This is a genomic window from Staphylococcus sp. FSL H8-0121 (assembly GCF_038008425.1).
Classification (GTDB): domain Bacteria; phylum Bacillota; class Bacilli; order Staphylococcales; family Staphylococcaceae; genus Staphylococcus; species Staphylococcus pasteuri.
Map to the genome: position 1 here is coordinate 254086 of NZ_JBBOZB010000001.1, position 17337 is coordinate 271422.

Consider the following 17337-nt stretch of genomic DNA (forward strand, 5'->3'; position numbering starts at 1 on the left):
AATTAGAATTGTATTGGAGGGCACAAAATGACAGAAAAAGATGAATCAGTGAAACAAAATACTGAAACAGAAACAGACAACCAAACAACAGATACACAATCTGAAGAAACAGCGACTTCAGTTGATAACACTGAATCTAATAATACGCAAGATGTAGAAACGCAAGAAGAATCAAACAATGAAACAGTTTCTTCTGAAGAAACTGATAATGAAAGCATTGATCCAAAAGATCAAGAAATTAATGACTTACAAAAGTTAGCAAATGACAACGAAGAGAAATATTTAAGATTATATGCTGAATTTGAAAACTATAAACGTAGAATTCAGAACGAAAATAAAATCAATAAAATGTATCAATCTCAAGGTGTACTAACAGATATTTTACCAACTATTGACAATATAGAACGTGCACTACAAATTGAAGGTGAAGATGAATCATTTAAATCACTTCAAAAAGGCGTTCAAATGGTTCATGAAAGTCTGTTAAGAGCCTTAAAAGACAATGGTCTTGAAGAAATTGAATCTGAAGGGCAAGAATTTGACCCTAATGTACACCAGGCAGTAGTTCAAGACGACAATCCTGAATATGGTTCAGGTATTATCACCCAAGAACTACAAAAAGGGTACAAATTAAAAGATAGAGTGTTAAGACCATCAATGGTTAAAGTAAACCAATAATATTGGCGAAAAAACATTGAAAATATAAATATAACAATTGGAGGAATTTTATTATGAGTAAAGTAATCGGTATTGACTTAGGAACAACAAACTCTTGTGTAGCAGTATTAGAAGGTGACGAACCAAAAGTTATTCAAAACCCTGAAGGTGCTCGTACAACACCATCTGTTGTGGCTTTTAAAAATGGTGAAACACAAGTCGGCGAAGTAGCTAAACGACAAGCTATTACTAATCCAAATACTGTACAATCTATCAAACGTCATATGGGTACAGATTACAAAGTAGATATAGAAGGTAAATCATACACACCACAAGAAATTTCAGCAATGGTATTACAAAACTTAAAAAACACTGCTGAAAGCTATTTAGGTGATAAAGTAGATAAAGCTGTTATCACAGTACCTGCATACTTCAATGACGCTGAACGTCAAGCAACTAAAGATGCTGGTAAAATTGCTGGTTTAGAAGTAGAACGTATTATCAATGAACCAACAGCTGCTGCATTAGCTTATGGTTTAGATAAAACTGAACAAGATCAAAAAGTATTAGTATTCGACTTAGGTGGCGGTACTTTCGACGTTTCAATCTTAGAATTAGGTGACGGCGTATTTGAAGTACTTTCAACTGCAGGTGACAACAAATTAGGTGGGGATGACTTTGACCAAGTAATCATTGACCACTTAGTATCAGAATTCAAAAAAGAAAACGGTGTAGATTTATCACAAGATAAAATGGCTTTACAACGTCTTAAAGACGCTGCTGAAAAAGCTAAAAAAGACTTATCTGGTGTATCTCAAACTCAAATCTCATTACCATTCATCTCTGCTGGTGAAAGTGGTCCATTACACTTAGAAATCAACTTAACTCGTTCTAAATTTGAAGAGTTAGCAGATTCATTAATCAAACGTACAATGGAACCAACTCGTCAAGCAATGAAAGATGCTGGATTATCAAACTCAGATATTGATGAAGTCATCTTAGTTGGTGGTTCAACACGTATTCCAGCAGTTCAAGATGCTGTTAAAAAAGAAATCGGTAAAGATCCACATAAAGGTGTAAACCCAGACGAAGTAGTAGCAATGGGTGCAGCAATTCAAGGTGGCGTAATCACTGGTGATGTTAAAGACGTTGTACTATTAGACGTAACACCATTATCATTAGGTATTGAAATCATGGGTGGACGTATGAATACGTTAATCGAACGTAATACTACTATCCCAACTTCAAAATCACAAGTATACTCTACAGCAGCTGATAATCAACCAGCAGTAGATATTCATGTATTACAAGGTGAACGTCCTATGGCTTCAGATAACAAAACATTAGGTCGTTTCCAATTAACAGACATTCCACCAGCTCCACGTGGTGTACCTCAAATTGAAGTAACATTCGATATTGATAAAAATGGTATTGTAAATGTTACTGCAAAAGACCTTGGTACTAATAAAGAACAAAATATTACTATCCAATCAAGCTCTTCATTATCAGACGATGAAATCGATCGTATGGTAAAAGACGCTGAAGAAAATGCTGAAGCTGATAAAAAACGTCGTGAAGAAGTAGACTTAAGAAACGAAGCAGATAGCCTAGTATTCCAAGTTGAAAAAACTATTAACGACTTAGGTGAAAATATCGGTGAAGAAGATAAGAAAAATGCTGAAGACAAAAAAGAAGCATTAAAATCTGCTCTTGAAGGCGAAGATGTTGAAGACATTAAAGCTAAAAAAGAAGAACTTGAAAAAGTTGTTCAAGACTTATCAGCAAAAGTTTACCAACAAGCTCAACAAGCACAACAACAAGCTCAAGGTGAATCTGGTGAACAAAATCAAGATAGCACTGTAGAAGATGCTGAATTTAAAGAAGTTAAAGACGACGAAGATAAAAAATAATATTTAAGTCGAACTAATCAACTTCAATTAAAGCTATTTTAAAAAAGTCAAAGTCAATTGTACATTGGCTTTGGCTTTTTATTTGGATAGTTGTTATGAATTAGTTAAACTTATCTTGTTAGTAAAAAAGGAGAGGTTACTGTGGCCAAAAGAGATTATTATGAAGTCTTAGGGGTAAGTAAAAGTGCTTCTAAAGACGAAATTAAAAAAGCTTACAGAAAATTATCAAAAAAATATCACCCTGATATAAATAAAGAAGAAGGCGCAGATGAAAAATTCAAAGAAATATCTGAAGCCTACGAAGTTTTAAGTGATGATAACAAACGAGCAAATTACGATCAATTTGGACATGATGGTCCACAAGGTGGTTTCGGCAGCCAAGGATTTGGCGGCGGTGACTTTGGTGGATTCAGTGGCGGCGGTTTCGAAGATATATTTAGTTCATTCTTCGGAGGTGACTCTAGACAAAGAGATCCAAATGCACCACGCAAAGGTGACGACTTGCAATATACTATGACGATCACATTTGATGAAGCAGTTTTCGGTGGTAAGAAAGAGATTTCAATTCGTAAAGATGTAACTTGTCATACATGTGATGGTGAGGGTGCTAAACCTGGTACTAAGAAAAAAACATGTAGCTATTGTAACGGAGCAGGTTCTGTTTCAGTTGAACAAAATACGATCTTAGGAAGAGTTAGAACTGAACAAGTTTGCCCTAAATGTGAAGGTAGTGGACAAGAATTTGAAGAGCCATGTCCAACTTGTCACGGTAAAGGTACTGAAAATAAAACAGTTAAATTAGAAGTTACTATTCCAGAAGGTGTCGATAATGAACAACAAATTCGTTTAGCTGGCGAAGGTTCACCAGGTGTAAACGGAGGACCAAGTGGAGACTTATATGTTGTATTCAGAGTTAAACCTTCTGAAGTGTTTAAACGTGATGGAGACGACATTTACTATGATTTAAATATTAGTTTCCCTCAAGCAGCACTAGGTGACGAAGTGAAAATACCAACTTTAAATAGTAACGTTGTATTAACTATTCCTTCTGGAACTCAAACAGGTAAACAATTCCGCCTTAAAGATAAAGGTATTAAAAATGTTCATGGTTATGGACACGGTGATTTATTTGTAAACATTAAAGTGCTTACACCAACTAAAATGACTGAACGACAAAAAGAAATTATGAAAGAATTTGCTGATATTAATGGTGAAGAACTAAATGAACAGCCTTCAAATTTTAAAGATAAAGCTAGAAGATTCTTCAAAGGAGAATAACAAAAATGAATTGGACGGAACTTTCGATCGTAGTTAATCATGAGGTTGAATTCTTGGTTACTGATATACTTGAGAACTACGGGTCTAACGGAGTAGTAGTAGAAGACTCAAATGATTTAATCAATCCCCCAGAAGATAAGTTCGGTGAAATTTATGAACTTAAACCTGAGGACTATCCAGAAAAGGGAGTACGTTTAAAAGCTTATTTCAATGAAGTGAATTTTAATGAGAATTTACGTACTAGTATTGAAGAAGAAATTCTAGCATTAAAAGATATAGATAAATCTATTTTTAATATAAGTGAAACTACAATTGCAGAAGAAGATTGGGAAAATGAATGGAAAAATTATTTTCATCCTTTCCGAGCATCTAATAAATTTACTATCGTTCCTAGTTGGGAAACTTACAATAAAGAATCAGATGAAGAGTTACTTATAGAATTAGATCCAGGTATGGCTTTCGGAACGGGAGACCATCCAACGACGAGTATGTGTTTAAAAGCTATTGAAACATATGTGACTCCACAACACAGTGTCATCGATGTTGGTACAGGTTCTGGAATATTAAGTATAGCTAGTCATTTGATAGGTGTTAAAAGGATAAAGGCATTAGATATTGATCAAATGGCTGTTAATGTAGCCAAAGAAAACTTTGAAAAAAACCATTGTCTAAATGAGATTGAAGCTGTTCCTGGTAATTTATTAAAAGATGAAAATGAAAAATTTGATATTGTTATTGCAAATATTTTAGCTCATATTATTGATGAAATGATTGAAGACGCTTATAATACAGTCAATGAAGAAGGTTACTTTATAACTTCAGGTATAATTGAAGAAAAATATGAAGAAATTGAAGAACATATGAAGCGTGTAGGTTTTAAAATTATTTCAGTTCAACATGACAACGGTTGGGTATGTATCGTTGGTCAGAAAGTGAGTGACTAATTTGCAAAGATATTTTATTAATCAAAACGCTGATGAAAGTCAGCGTTTTTTTATTACAGATAAAGAAGATATGCATCATATTAAAAATGTAATGCGCCATTCTGAAGGACATAAAATAGTAATCACATTTAATGATAAAAATGTTTATACGTGTAAAATAACTAATATATCTGATCAAAATATAGAGTTAGAATTAATCGAAAAGCAAGAAATTAATACTGAGTTACCGCAACATATTACTATTTGCAGTGGTTTGATTAAGGCTGATAAATATGAATGGATGATTCAAAAAGCAACTGAACTAGGTGCCAGTGAATTTTTGGCAGTAGAAATGGACCGATCTATTGTTAAATTAAACAATGCAAAAATCTCTAAAAAACTAGAACGATGGCAAAAAATAATCAAGGAAGCTGCAGAACAAAGCTATAGATTAACAATTCCTCAAATTAATTATCTATCGAATTCAAAGGCAATTTGTGATATCATAATTCAGTATGATTATGTTCTTGTTGCTTATGAAGAACAAGCCAAACATAACGAAAATAGTCATTTCAAACACATGTTAAAACAATTTAAGCCACAAGATCGTGTATTACTTATATTTGGTCCAGAAGGCGGACTTTCTGATGAAGAAGTGTCAATGTTAAAATCAAATTCACAGTTAGTTGGTTTAGGACCAAGAATTTTACGGGCAGAAACAGCGCCACTATATGCATTGAGCGCGTTAAGTTATGAAAAAGAATTAATGGGGTGAACAATATGTCAACAGTTGCGTTTCACACTTTAGGTTGTAAAGTTAACCACTATGAAACTGAAGCAATTTGGCAATTATTTAAAGAAGCAGATTACGAAAGAGTAGATTTTGAAACAAATGCAGATGTATTTGTTATTAATACTTGTACTGTAACGAATACCGGAGATAAAAAAAGTAGACAAATTATAAGAAGAGCAATCAGAAAAAATCCTGATGCTGTAGTATGTGTAACTGGTTGTTATGCACAAACATCTTCTGCTGAAATTATGGAAATTCCAGGTGTAGATGTAGTCGTAGGTACACAAGACCGTCATAAATTACTTGATTACATTGATGAATTCCAAAAAGAACGTCAACCAATTAATGGTGTTGGTAATATTATGAAAAATCGTAAATATGAAGAGTTAGATGTGCCATACTTTACAGATAGAACAAGAGCATCATTAAAAATTCAAGAGGGATGTAATAATTTCTGTACATTCTGTATTATTCCATGGGCTCGTGGATTAATGAGATCTAGAGATCCTGAAAAAGTAGTGGAACAAGCGACTACTTTAGTTAACTCTGGTTATAAAGAAATCGTATTAACTGGTATTCACACAGGCGGATATGGACAAGATTTAAAAAATTATAATTTAGCTCAATTATTAAGAGATTTAGATCAAGTTGATGGTTTAGAGCGTATTCGTATTTCATCAATTGAAGCAAGTCAATTAACTGATGAAGTAATCAGTGTTCTTGAAAGCTCAAATAAGATTGTAAGACATTTACATGTACCTTTACAATCTGGATCAGATACAGTGTTAAAACGTATGAGACGTAAATATACAATGGAACACTTCTCAGAAAGAATTACTAAATTACATCAAGCTTTACCAGATGTAGCTATTACTAGTGACGTTATCGTTGGTTTCCCTGGCGAAACAGAAGAAGAATTCCAAGAAACATACGACTTTATTGTGAAGCATAAATTCTCAGAATTACATGTTTTCCCATATTCATCTCGTATTGGTACTCCAGCTGCAAGAATGGACGACCAAATCGATGAAGAAATCAAAAATGAACGTGTGCATAAATTAATTGAATTAAGTAATCAATTAGCTAAAGAATATGCATCTAAATTTGAAGATGAAGTACTTGAAGTCATTCCTGAGGAAAGTGGAGAAACACCAAACACTTTAGTTGGATATGCTGATAATTACATGAAAGTTGAATTTGAAGGCAATGAAGATTTAATAGGTCAAATTGTGAAAGTTAAAATTCAAAAAGCCAATTATCCTATAAATAAAGGTAAAGCTATTCGTATTGTTGATCATGCTACAAATAAATCTGAACAAGAAGTACTTGTTTAATTATTTTAAAAATATAAATATTAGTAATTGACCGGATATTACAGATATATTATACTAATAAAAGCATAGTTTTACTATGCGATTGAATATAAAGTTCCGTTGATATTTGGAGGGAGGGAAATACAGATGTCTAAAACAGTAGTACGTAAAAATGAATCACTTGAAGATGCTTTACGTCGATTTAAGCGTTCAGTTTCAAAAAGTGGTACTATCCAAGAAGTACGTAAACGTGAATTTTACGAAAAACCTAGTGTTAAACGTAAAAAGAAATCAGAAGCTGCACGTAAACGTAAATTCAAATAATTAATAACACTGTTGACTCCCTCAACAAGAATGTTAATTATAAATATGAAACACCTTAGTTGTAATAACTGAGGTGTTTTTTGTTATCTATAGAAAACTAACTTTTATAAATTGAGTTTAAATTTAATTTAATAAATATTTTTATATATTACTAAATCACTATAATATGTCTGCGTTTTCATGTATAATTATGGTGAGAGTGAGGTGAAATAGTGACATATTCAAATGTAATACATACTTTACTGTTAACTCAATTTTCAACTGAAAATAGTTGGGTTAAAGATATAACTAACGTTATTGTCCATCCGTTGGTATCACTTGTTCTAACATGTATTATTTTTCTAGGGTTTTTATATCAATTATATTCTAAAAAAATAAATATGATTGGTATCTTAGCATCATTATCGTTATTAATTTTGTTTCTAGGTTTTCTTATTAAAGGTGATGTCAACATATTATCTGTAATACTTTTTGCTATTGGCGTTTTATTCGTTATTATCGAATTATTTATTGTTGGTGCAGTCATAGGTATTATTGGCATAATACTCATATCAATTAGTATTGTGATGTTAGGCAATAACCTGCTACTTATGTTAGGTAATGTGATTGTAGCTCTAATATTATCAATAATTGAATGGGTGGTATTAGTGAAAATATTTAAGAAAAATATTCCATTTTTAGATAAAGTTATTTTGAAAGATTCAACTAATGCTGAATCAGGGTTCACTTCTCACGATGATCGCTCTCATTTAGTCGGTAAAACGGCTCAAACCGTCACGGACCTTAGACCTGCTGGTATCATAAAGTTAGATGATGAACGTATTGATGCAGTTTCTGATGGCACATTCATATTAAGAAACAGACAAGTAAAGATACTTGAAGTTGAAGGCACACGTGTCGTAGTAAGAGAAATAGAATAGTTATAAAGGAGAGTTAAAATGATTAGTATTGGATTTATAATAATTGCAGTCATTATTGTTGTAGCTTTATTAATACTATTTTCATTTGTACCTGTAGGCCTATGGATTTCAGCTTTAGCAGCTGGTGTTCATGTTGGTATCGGTACTTTAGTAGGTATGCGTTTAAGAAGAGTATCACCAAGAAAAGTAATTGGTCCTTTAATTAAAGCACATAAAGCTGGTTTAAATTTAAAAACAAATCAACTTGAATCTCATTATTTAGCAGGCGGTAATGTAGATAGAGTCGTTGATGCAAACATTGCTGCTCAACGTGCAGACATAGATTTACCATTTGAACGTGGTGCAGCGATTGACTTAGCAGGTAGAGATGTTTTAGAAGCAGTTCAAATGTCTGTAAATCCTAAAGTAATTGAAACACCTTTTATCGCTGGTGTAGCTATGAATGGTATTGAAGTTAAAGCTAAAGCACGTATCACTGTACGCGCGAATATTGCCCGTTTAGTCGGTGGTGCTGGTGAAGAAACAATTATAGCACGTGTAGGTGAAGGTATTGTTTCTACTATTGGTTCAAGTCAACACCACACTGAGGTTCTTGAAAATCCGGATAATATTTCAAAAACAGTGCTAAGTAAAGGTTTAGATTCAGGAACTGCATTTGAAATTTTATCAATTGATATTGCCGATGTAGATATTAGTAAAAACATCGGTGCCGATCTACAAACTGAGCAAGCACTTGCAGATAAAAATATTGCACAAGCGAAAGCTGAAGAACGTCGTGCAATGGCAGTAGCATCAGAACAAGAAATGAAAGCAAGAGTTCAAGAAATGCGTGCTAAAGTTGTAGAAGCAGAATCAGAAGTTCCATTAGCAATGGCTGAGGCTTTACGTTCTGGAAACATTGGTGTAAAAGATTATTATAATCTAAAAAATATTGAAGCTGACACAGGCATGAGAAATGCCATTAATAAACGTACTGATCAAAATGATGACGAATCACCAGAACAATAATTGTGGGGTGATTAAATGAATATTGGAATAATTATTTTTGTCATATCGATCATAGCAACAATAATTAGTACCATACGTGATAAGAGTCATGAAGAAAGACAAAATCAAAAACCACCGTCCACACCTAAAGAAAACCAACAACCAAAAAAAGGTGGTTTTTTCGAAGAATTTGAAAAGACATTTAAAGAACTTAGTGATGAAATTAATGGAGAAACATCAAGTGAAAAGAAAAGAACATTTGACGATAATCTTCCTCCATTGAATCAAGAAATAGAGAACAGTAAACCTACATCTGAAGAATTACATCGTAGACCTACTGACTATGATGATTCCATTCCTAAACCAGACCCAACACCTTATCATAATGAAAAAGAAGTGCGTGAACCTGTAAAACAATCAACATCTAGAGATGAAAGCGCTGAAAATTTACGTAAAGATCTTGAATCAAATTTACATCAAGATTTAAAGAATGTAAGAAGTGAGATAGATAGGGAAAAAGAAAAACAGCTCGCTTTAATTGAGAAAAAGGCGCAAGATATTATTAATGATAAATATCTTTCAGAACGTACGAAAAGAGTCAGATTAAAACAATTACTCAATTCACAAAATGTAGAACGTAATATGAGTAAGTCAGCTTTTCAATTTGATAATGATGAAATAGTGAATGGTATTATTTGGAATGAAATTTTAAATAAACCTAAACAACTTTAATTTGTAATAGCTCGGGACAGAAATGTCTCGGGCTTTTTTTGACATTAAATACTACGTTTAAATATACTATTTAGAAGTATCTTTTTTATTACTTATATTAATAAAATTTGAGTAGATATTTAGAATTTAGTAAAATTTAGTTGTATTACCACTTCTTGTTTTAAAAGGTTAAGTCTATGATAGCTCACTTCGTTATTGAAAAAGCTAGTTTTATAGTAAATTGTTATTTAAATTGAAACGAATCTTAATTAATATATGTTCAAGAATGGTATAATATAAGTATGTTAGCCCTTAAAATGGGTGTATTGAATTATAAAACTGTAATTTGAAAAGGAGCGCGTTTATGCCTGGAATAATTCAAATCGACGACATTAATCAATCCCAAGCTTTAATTGGAAATAATGATGAACATTTAAAAGCTATTGAAGATAGTTTTGATGTCGTAATTCATGCTCGTGGACAAGAAATCGCTGTTAAAGGTGAAAAAATTGAGCATGTAGAAAAAGCCGAATTAGTTCTAACCAATTTATTAAAAGTGATTGAATTGGGAAATAATATTACGCTTAAAGATGTTGAAGCTGCTATTAAGATGGCAGAAAATGGAACCATTCAACAACTTTTAGATTTATATGAAGAAGAAATAACAAAAGATGCGTTCGGCAAAACTATCCGCGCTAAAACAATGGGACAACGTATGTATGTCAATGCTATGAATAGAAATGACTTAGTATTTGGTATTGGACCTGCTGGTACAGGTAAAACATTTTTAGCTGTTGTATATGCTGCTAAACAATTGCGTAAAGGGAATGTTAAACGTATTGTGTTAACACGTCCAGCTGTTGAAGCAGGTGAATCACTAGGTTTCTTACCAGGTGATTTAAAAGAAAAAGTTGATCCATATTTAAGACCACTTTATGATGGATTGAATACTGTATTAGGTAGAGAACAAACAGCTCGATTCATTGAAAGAGGTATTATTGAAATCGCGCCTTTAGCATATATGCGTGGTCGAACATTAGATGATGCATTCGTAATATTAGACGAAGCACAGAATACAACACATGCACAAATGAAAATGTTCTTAACGCGCTTAGGTTTTGGTTCAAAAATGGTAGTAACTGGTGACCAAACACAAATAGATTTACCAAAAGGTGTTAATAGTGGTTTGAAAGAAGCAGTAAAAAAACTACATGGCGTTAAAGGAATTAGTATCATGAAACTAGAGCAAGACGATGTATTAAGACATCCACTTGTAAGTAAAATCATAGATAGATACGAAGGAGAGGACTAAATGTTTACAATAGATTTTAGTGATCACACAGAATTAGTGAATGATGATTGGTATGAACAAATAGAAAATTTATTGAACTTCGCTAAACAAGAAGAGCAAATTAATGAAAATGCTGAATTATCCATAACCTTCGTTGATAAAACTGAAATTCAAGAAATTAATAAAATGTACAGAGATAAAGATAAAGTGACAGATGTAATATCATTTGCTTTAGAAGAAGATGAGCCAGAAATTGATACAAGCGAATTTGATATTCCAAGAGTATTGGGAGACATTATAATATGTACGGATGTTGCACAAGAACAAGCAGAGTCTTATGGTCACTCTTTTGAACGTGAATTAGGGTTTTTAGCGTTACATGGTTTTCTTCACTTATTAGGATATGATCATATGAATGAAGAAGATGAAAAAGAAATGTTTGGTCGTCAAGATGCTATATTAAATGCTTATGGATTGACGAGAGATTAATCGTGAAAAGATTTAGCTATGCACTCAATGGCTTGAAAACACTATTAATTAAAGACCAAAAATTTTCTCTTCACATTTATGCTAGTATTATTGCAATTGTTTTTGGCTTCATTTTTCATATCAATCGCTTAGAGTGGTTATTTATTCTATTAGCAATAAGTTTAGTCCTAGCTTTTGAAGCGATTAATACTGCAGTAGAATACGTCGTAGACCTTGTTACATCTGAATATCATGATTATGCCAAATATGCAAAGGACATTGCTGCATTTAGTGTAATGATTGTGTCAATTTTAGCTTTATTAATTGGTTTAATCGTTTTTATTCCATATTTTATTAATTTATTATAGGAGGGCAACATGAGCTATCAATCTCATTATTTTAAAGAAGTCAGAGAAGCACAACAAAGATCTTATTCACCATATAGTCATTTTAAAGTAGGCGCCTATTTAAAAGCTAAGGATGGACGTACATTTTACGGAACGAATGTTGAAAATGCAGCATATTCAATGTCAATTTGTGCTGAAAGAGCTAGTTTAGTTTCTGCGATATCTGCTGGTTATCAGCCCGGTGATTTTGAATCAATTACTGTCACTGTAGACGCTGATCAACCATCTTCACCTTGTGGGGAATGTCGTCAAGTATTGAAAGAATTATGCGACGATGATATGCCAGTATATATGACTAATCACAAAGGTGATATGATTGAATCATCAGTTAAAGAATTATTACCATACGGATTTTCTGGAAAGGATTTAAATAAATGACAGAACATAAATCAGGATTTGTTTCAATTATAGGAAGACCTAATGTAGGTAAATCTACATTTGTAAATAGAGTTATAGGTCATAAAATTGCAATTATGTCTGACAAAGCTCAAACTACACGTAATAAAATTCAGGGTGTAATGACTAGAGATGATGCTCAAATTATTTTTATTGATACACCTGGGATTCATAAACCTAAACATAAATTAGGTGATTATATGATGAAAGTGGCAACAAATACGCTTTCTGAAATAGACGCAATTATGTTTATGGTCAACGTTAATGAAGATATCGGTCGTGGCGATGAATATATCATGAATATGCTAAAAGATTTAAAGACACCTGTATTTTTAGTATTAAACAAAATTGATTTAGTTCATCCAGATGCGCTAATGCCACAAATTGAAAAGTATCAAAAATATATGGACTTTACTGAAATTATTCCAATTTCTGCGTTAGAAGGTTTAAATGTTGATCATTTTATTGATGTTTTAAAATCTTATTTACCAGAGGGACCAAAATATTATCCTGATGATCAAATTTCCGATCACCCAGAACAATTTGTAGTAGGTGAAATCATTCGTGAGAAAATTTTACATTTAACAAGCGAAGAAATTCCGCATGCTATTGGTGTAAATGTTGACCGTATGATTAAAGAAGATGAAGATCGTGTACGTATTGAAGCTACTATCTATGTAGAACGTGATTCTCAAAAAGGGATTGTTATCGGTAAAGGTGGCAAAAAACTTAAAGAAGTAGGTAAACGTGCAAGACATGATATAGAAATGCTTTTAGGTTCTAAAGTTTATTTAGAACTATGGGTTAAGGTTCAGAAAGATTGGAGAAATAAAGTTAATTTTATTCGCCAAATTGGATATATAGAAGATCAAGATTAACTCAAAAGATGGTGAGTTAGTATGTTAATGAAACAAAAAGGGATTATTTTAAAATCTGTAGAATATGGCGAATCAGATAAAATCATTACGATTTTAAACGAACATGGCGCTAAAGTACCGCTGATGGCTAGAAGAGCTAAAAAAGTTAAAACAGGTTTACAAGCACATACACAAATGTTTGTGTATGGCTTATTTATTTATAATAAGTGGCGAGGTATGGGGACACTTAATTCTGTAGATGTCATTGATCAACATTATGAATTACAACTTGATTTGTATGAAAGTAGCTTTGCGACATTGTGTGCTGAAACAATTGACCGTTCAATGGAAGAAGAAGAAATATCAAAATTTAATTTTGACTTATTACAGTTTGTTTTAAATAAAATTTCTTCAGGACAATCTGCACAATTAATGTCTATCATAGTCTTACTCAAATGTATGAATAAATATGGTTTTTCTGCCTCGTTTAATATATGTGCTGTTAGCGGCAATACAGACCAATCTCAATTAATAGGGTATAGTTTTAAATTTGATGGTGCCATTTCAAAAAGTGAAGCATATCAAGACCCTCATGCATTACAATTATCAAATAGAACATTGTATCTATTAGATATATTATTAAAATTACCAATTGATAAGATGAATGAACTAAAAATACATCAAGACATTTTAGATGAAATGTCAGAATTAATGATAATGCTTTATAGAGAATATGCAGGCATGTTTTTTAAAAGTCAAAAGTTAATCAATCAATTGAAAAGATTAGAATTAAATGATTTAGATAAATAATTAGTTTAAAATCTAGATAAAAGACCGCAATCACAAAGCTCTTGTGATTGCGGTCTTTAGTATTAATCAATGAGAAATTATCTCAACATAATTAAAATTTAATTTTTTCTGCTAAGAATGTCTCTAGTTCTGAAATAGGCATACGAACTTGTTCCATAGAATCTCTGTCACGTACTGTAACTTGATTATCTTCTAATGAATCAAAGTCAAATGTAATACAATATGGTGTACCAATCTCATCTTGACGACGGTAACGTTTACCAATAGATTGTGATTCATCAAAATCTATTGAGAATGTTTGACTTAATTGTTCAAAGATTTTAATTGCTTCACTTGATAATTTTTTACTCAATGGTAAGATTGCAGCTTTATAAGGTGCTAAAGCAGGGTGGAATTTTAAGACTGTACGTTCATCTTTACTTCCTTCTACTCCTTCTTGAGCGTAAGCATCACATAAGAATGCTAATGTTACACGATCAGCACCTAAAGAAGGTTCAATACAATATGGGATATATTTTTCATTTGTTTCTGGATCATGATATTTGAAATCTTCACCTGAATGTTCACTATGCTTTTTCAAGTCAAAGTCAGTACGACTTGCGATACCCCATAGTTCTCCCCAACCAAATGGGAATTTGTATTCGATATCAGTTGTAGCATTTGAATAGTGAGATAATTCATCAGCATCATGATCACGTAATTTTATATTGTCTTCATTAATATTTAGATCTTTTAACCATTGACTAGCAAATGTTTTCCAATAATTTTGCCATTCAATTTCTTCACCAGGTTTACAGAAGAATTCAAGTTCCATTTGTTCAAATTCACGTGTTCTGAAAATGAAGTTACCTGGAGTAATTTCATTACGGAAAGATTTACCAATTTGTCCAATACCAAATGGTAATTTTTTACGCATAGAACGTTGAACGTTTTTATAATTTACGAAAATACCTTGTGCTGTTTCTGGGCGTAAGAATAATTCGTTAGTTGAATCTTCAGTTACACCTTGGAATGTTTTAAACATTAAATTGAATTGACGGATATCAGTCCAATTAGCAGTACCACTTACTGGACACACAATACCTTCATCATCAATGATTTTTTTCATTTCATCAAAGCTTAAGCCATCAGCAATAAAGTTTTCATCGCCTTTTTCTTGTTGCATGTAATCTTCAATTAGTTTGTCTGCACGATAACGAATTTTACTATCTTTGTTATCAATCATAGGGTCATTAAAGTTACCTAAATGTCCTGATGCTTCCCATGTTTTAGGGTTCATTAAAATAGCTGCATCTAAACCAACATTATATGGTGATTGTGTAATGAATTTTTGCCACCATGCTTTTTTAACATTATTTTTTAATTCAACACCTAGTGGACCGTAATCCCAAGTATTAGATAAGCCACCATAGATGTCACTACCAGGGAATACGAATCCTCTGTGCTTTGCAAGTTGTACGATTTGTTCCATATCATTTGCCATTAATAATTCTCTCCTTACACATAAAAACGCCCCAAGACAATAAAACACAATTAAATATGCTTAATCATCTTGGGACGAGTTAATTTTTATTTAGTATAATTCATATACATTAAAATATCATTTAACCCGCGGTTCCACCCAAATTAGTGTAGCCACTCGCTTTAAAATAAATTTAATTTTATGCCAATATTTATATGCTAAGCTTACACCATCCTTAGCTCGCTTTATAATTATTCTAATTGATTAAATATTTAATAGCAAGCGTTTATATGTATTTGTGGCAAATAAAAATAACGGTTATAATATATAATGTATATAAGAGGGGTGAAGACCTATAGAACTGAATCAAAGACAAGAACAAATAGTTGAAATCGTCAAGCAACATGGACCAATAACAGGTGAGCATATCGCCGATCAATTAAATTTAACACGCGCAACATTAAGACCAGATTTAGCTATTCTTACGATGTCAGGATTTTTAGAAGCAAGACCTAGAGTAGGTTATTATTATTCAGGCAAATCTAAAAATAAAATCATCCATGAACAACTACGCCAGTATGTTGTAAAGGATTATATGTCACAACCGGTAGTGGTAAAAGAAGATATGTCGGTTTACGATGCCATTTGTACTATATTTTTAGAAGATGCTGGTACTTTGTTTATCACAAATAAGGATAATGATTTTATTGGAGTTTGTTCACGAAAAGATTTATTGAGAGCTTCAATGATTGGAAATGATATTCATACAATGCCGATTAGCGTTAATATGACTCGTATGCCTAATCTTACTTATTTAGAAGAAAGTGAACTAATTATCTATGCTGCTAATCAAATGATAGATAAAGAAATAGATGCTATTCCCATTGTAAGATTAAAAGATAATCAAAAATATGAAGTCGTTGGAAGAGTATCTAAAACGACAATTACAAAATTATTTGTATCATTATTTAAAGAATAGGTGGTTAATAGATGGATAATATAAACATAATTGTTGCTTCAGATTCAATTGGAGAAACTGCAGAGTTAGTTGCTCGTGCAGGTGTTTCACAATTTAATCCTAAGCAATGTAAACATGAATTTTTACGTTACCCATACATAGAATCATTTGAAAACGTAGATGAAGTGGTTCAAGTAGCCGAAGATACAGATGCTATCATCGTATATACTTTGGTTAAACCAGAAATCAAAAAATATATGGTAGATAAAGTAAAAGAACATAATTTAAAATCAGTTGATATTATGGGACCTTTAATGGATTTATTATCTGGTTCAATTGAAGAAACACCTTACTATGAACCAGGTATTGTCCATAGATTAGACGATGCCTATTTTAAAAAGATTGATGCAATTGAGTTTGCTGTTAAATATGATGACGGGAAAGATCCTAAAGGTTTACCAAAAGCAGATATCGTCCTTTTAGGTATCTCTCGAACATCAAAGACACCACTATCACAATATTTAGCTCATAAAAGTTATAAAGTCATGAACATACCAATTGTGCCAGAAGTTACACCTCCTGATGCACTATTTAATATTGATTCATCAAAATGTATTGCTTTAAAAATTAGTGAAGAAAAATTAAATAGAATACGAAAAGAAAGATTAAAACAACTTGGTCTTGGTGACACAGCAAGATATGCTACTGAAGCACGAATAAAAGAAGAATTAAATTATTTTGAAGAACTAGTGGAGAAAGTTGGTTGTCCAGTTATAGATGTAACAGATAAAGCAATTGAAGAGACAGCTAATGACATCATCTATTATATTGAAAATAATAAAACAAAATAATTTCATTTAATGCATAAAAAA

The 17337-nt window shown here is 32.1% G+C and carries 19 protein-coding genes; 18 read left to right on the top strand and 1 reads right to left on the bottom strand.

Annotation, left to right across the window (positions count from 1 at the left end):
* Positions 1–27 precede the first annotated feature (27 nt).
* From grpE to recO, 16 genes are all read left to right on the top strand, one after another.
* On the top strand, positions 28–678 hold the full coding sequence (gene grpE / locus LFT63_RS01325) for a nucleotide exchange factor GrpE (protein WP_017636288.1): 651 nt from the start codon (positions 28–30) through the stop codon (positions 676–678).
* Between the two features lie 53 nt (positions 679–731).
* Entirely contained in the window at positions 732–2567 is a 1836-nt protein-coding gene (gene dnaK / locus LFT63_RS01330) for a molecular chaperone DnaK (protein WP_017636287.1), read from the top strand.
* A 141-nt stretch (positions 2568–2708) separates the two neighbouring features.
* A complete protein-coding gene (gene dnaJ, locus LFT63_RS01335) occupies positions 2709–3845 on the top strand; it encodes a molecular chaperone DnaJ (protein WP_340767791.1) in 1137 nt (378 codons plus the stop codon).
* Positions 3846–3850: 5 nt separating this feature from the next.
* Entirely contained in the window at positions 3851–4789 is a 939-nt protein-coding gene (prmA, locus tag LFT63_RS01340) for a 50S ribosomal protein L11 methyltransferase (RefSeq protein ID WP_017636285.1), read from the top strand.
* A 1-nt stretch (position 4790) separates the two neighbouring features.
* Positions 4791–5543 (top strand): 16S rRNA (uracil(1498)-N(3))-methyltransferase, encoded by a 753-nt coding sequence (locus LFT63_RS01345; protein WP_017636284.1) that lies wholly within the window; start codon positions 4791–4793, stop codon positions 5541–5543.
* Between the two features lie 5 nt (positions 5544–5548).
* Complete coding sequence (gene mtaB / locus LFT63_RS01350) at positions 5549–6895, top strand: tRNA (N(6)-L-threonylcarbamoyladenosine(37)-C(2))-methylthiotransferase MtaB (RefSeq protein WP_017636283.1); 1347 nt, start codon at positions 5549–5551, stop codon at positions 6893–6895.
* Positions 6896–7021: 126 nt separating this feature from the next.
* A complete protein-coding gene (rpsU, locus tag LFT63_RS01355; RefSeq protein WP_000048060.1) occupies positions 7022–7198 on the top strand; it encodes a 30S ribosomal protein S21 in 177 nt (58 codons plus the stop codon).
* 242 nt (positions 7199–7440) lie between these two features.
* Positions 7441–8118: an NfeD family protein gene (locus LFT63_RS01360; protein ID WP_249663683.1), complete on the top strand. Its 678-nt coding sequence runs from the start codon at positions 7441–7443 to the stop codon at positions 8116–8118.
* Between the two features lie 18 nt (positions 8119–8136).
* Positions 8137–9126: a flotillin-like protein FloA gene (floA, locus tag LFT63_RS01365; protein ID WP_017636281.1), complete on the top strand. Its 990-nt coding sequence runs from the start codon at positions 8137–8139 to the stop codon at positions 9124–9126.
* Positions 9127–9141: 15 nt separating this feature from the next.
* Complete coding sequence (locus tag LFT63_RS01370) at positions 9142–9837, top strand: hypothetical protein (protein WP_017636280.1); 696 nt, start codon at positions 9142–9144, stop codon at positions 9835–9837.
* 343 nt (positions 9838–10180) lie between these two features.
* Positions 10181–11128 (top strand): PhoH family protein, encoded by a 948-nt coding sequence (locus tag LFT63_RS01375; RefSeq protein ID WP_340767792.1) that lies wholly within the window; start codon positions 10181–10183, stop codon positions 11126–11128.
* Positions 11129–11596, top strand: coding sequence for an rRNA maturation RNase YbeY (ybeY, locus tag LFT63_RS01380; RefSeq protein WP_017636278.1), 468 nt, complete (start codon positions 11129–11131; stop codon positions 11594–11596).
* Positions 11597–11598: 2 nt separating this feature from the next.
* A complete protein-coding gene (locus LFT63_RS01385) occupies positions 11599–11943 on the top strand; it encodes a diacylglycerol kinase family protein (protein WP_017636277.1) in 345 nt (114 codons plus the stop codon).
* Positions 11944–11952: 9 nt separating this feature from the next.
* Positions 11953–12360 (top strand): cytidine deaminase, encoded by a 408-nt coding sequence (gene cdd / locus LFT63_RS01390; RefSeq protein WP_017636276.1) that lies wholly within the window; start codon positions 11953–11955, stop codon positions 12358–12360.
* On the top strand, positions 12357–13256 hold the full coding sequence (gene era / locus LFT63_RS01395; protein ID WP_017636275.1) for a GTPase Era: 900 nt from the start codon (positions 12357–12359) through the stop codon (positions 13254–13256). The genes cdd and era overlap by 4 nt, the downstream gene beginning before the upstream one ends.
* 27 nt (positions 13257–13283) lie before the next feature.
* Positions 13284–14045, top strand: a complete 762-nt coding sequence (gene recO, locus LFT63_RS01400; RefSeq protein ID WP_176745296.1) for a DNA repair protein RecO — start codon at positions 13284–13286, stop codon at positions 14043–14045.
* A gap of 91 nt (positions 14046–14136) precedes the next feature.
* Here recO and LFT63_RS01405 read toward each other — a convergent pair whose 3' ends face one another.
* Positions 14137–15528 carry a glycine--tRNA ligase gene (locus tag LFT63_RS01405; RefSeq protein WP_029055737.1) on the bottom strand — a complete coding sequence of 464 codons (1392 nt, stop codon included), beginning with the start codon at positions 15526–15528 and terminating at the stop codon, positions 14137–14139.
* 334 nt (positions 15529–15862) lie between these two features.
* Between LFT63_RS01405 and LFT63_RS01410 the strand changes: the two genes are divergently transcribed.
* Together LFT63_RS01410 and LFT63_RS01415 are read left to right on the top strand one after the other, a co-directional pair.
* On the top strand, positions 15863–16486 hold the full coding sequence (locus LFT63_RS01410) for a helix-turn-helix transcriptional regulator (protein WP_081581202.1): 624 nt from the start codon (positions 15863–15865) through the stop codon (positions 16484–16486).
* An 11-nt stretch (positions 16487–16497) separates the two neighbouring features.
* Entirely contained in the window at positions 16498–17316 is an 819-nt protein-coding gene (locus tag LFT63_RS01415) for a pyruvate, water dikinase regulatory protein (RefSeq protein WP_340767793.1), read from the top strand.
* Positions 17317–17337: the final 21 nt, after the last annotated feature.

Excerpts from the sequence above, each read along its gene's own strand:
- LFT63_RS01415 (WP_340767793.1), top strand. The coding sequence starts at position 16,498 with ATGGATAATATAAACATAATTGTTGCTTCAGATTCAATTGGAGAAACT.
- ybeY (WP_017636278.1), top strand. The coding sequence starts at position 11,129 with ATGTTTACAATAGATTTTAGTGATCACACAGAATTAGTGAATGATGAT.
- cdd (WP_017636276.1), top strand. The coding sequence starts at position 11,953 with ATGAGCTATCAATCTCATTATTTTAAAGAAGTCAGAGAAGCACAACAA.
- prmA (WP_017636285.1), top strand. The coding sequence starts at position 3,851 with ATGAATTGGACGGAACTTTCGATCGTAGTTAATCATGAGGTTGAATTC.
- LFT63_RS01405 (WP_029055737.1), bottom strand. The coding sequence starts at position 15,528 with ATGGCAAATGATATGGAACAAATCGTACAACTTGCAAAGCACAGAGGA.
- floA (WP_017636281.1), top strand. The coding sequence starts at position 8,137 with ATGATTAGTATTGGATTTATAATAATTGCAGTCATTATTGTTGTAGCT.
- era (WP_017636275.1), top strand. The coding sequence starts at position 12,357 with ATGACAGAACATAAATCAGGATTTGTTTCAATTATAGGAAGACCTAAT.
- LFT63_RS01375 (WP_340767792.1), top strand. The coding sequence starts at position 10,181 with ATGCCTGGAATAATTCAAATCGACGACATTAATCAATCCCAAGCTTTA.
- dnaK (WP_017636287.1), top strand. The coding sequence starts at position 732 with ATGAGTAAAGTAATCGGTATTGACTTAGGAACAACAAACTCTTGTGTA.
- rpsU (WP_000048060.1), top strand. The coding sequence starts at position 7,022 with ATGTCTAAAACAGTAGTACGTAAAAATGAATCACTTGAAGATGCTTTA.
- grpE (WP_017636288.1), top strand. The coding sequence starts at position 28 with ATGACAGAAAAAGATGAATCAGTGAAACAAAATACTGAAACAGAAACA.
- LFT63_RS01370 (WP_017636280.1), top strand. The coding sequence starts at position 9,142 with ATGAATATTGGAATAATTATTTTTGTCATATCGATCATAGCAACAATA.
- mtaB (WP_017636283.1), top strand. The coding sequence starts at position 5,549 with ATGTCAACAGTTGCGTTTCACACTTTAGGTTGTAAAGTTAACCACTAT.
- recO (WP_176745296.1), top strand. The coding sequence starts at position 13,284 with ATGAAACAAAAAGGGATTATTTTAAAATCTGTAGAATATGGCGAATCA.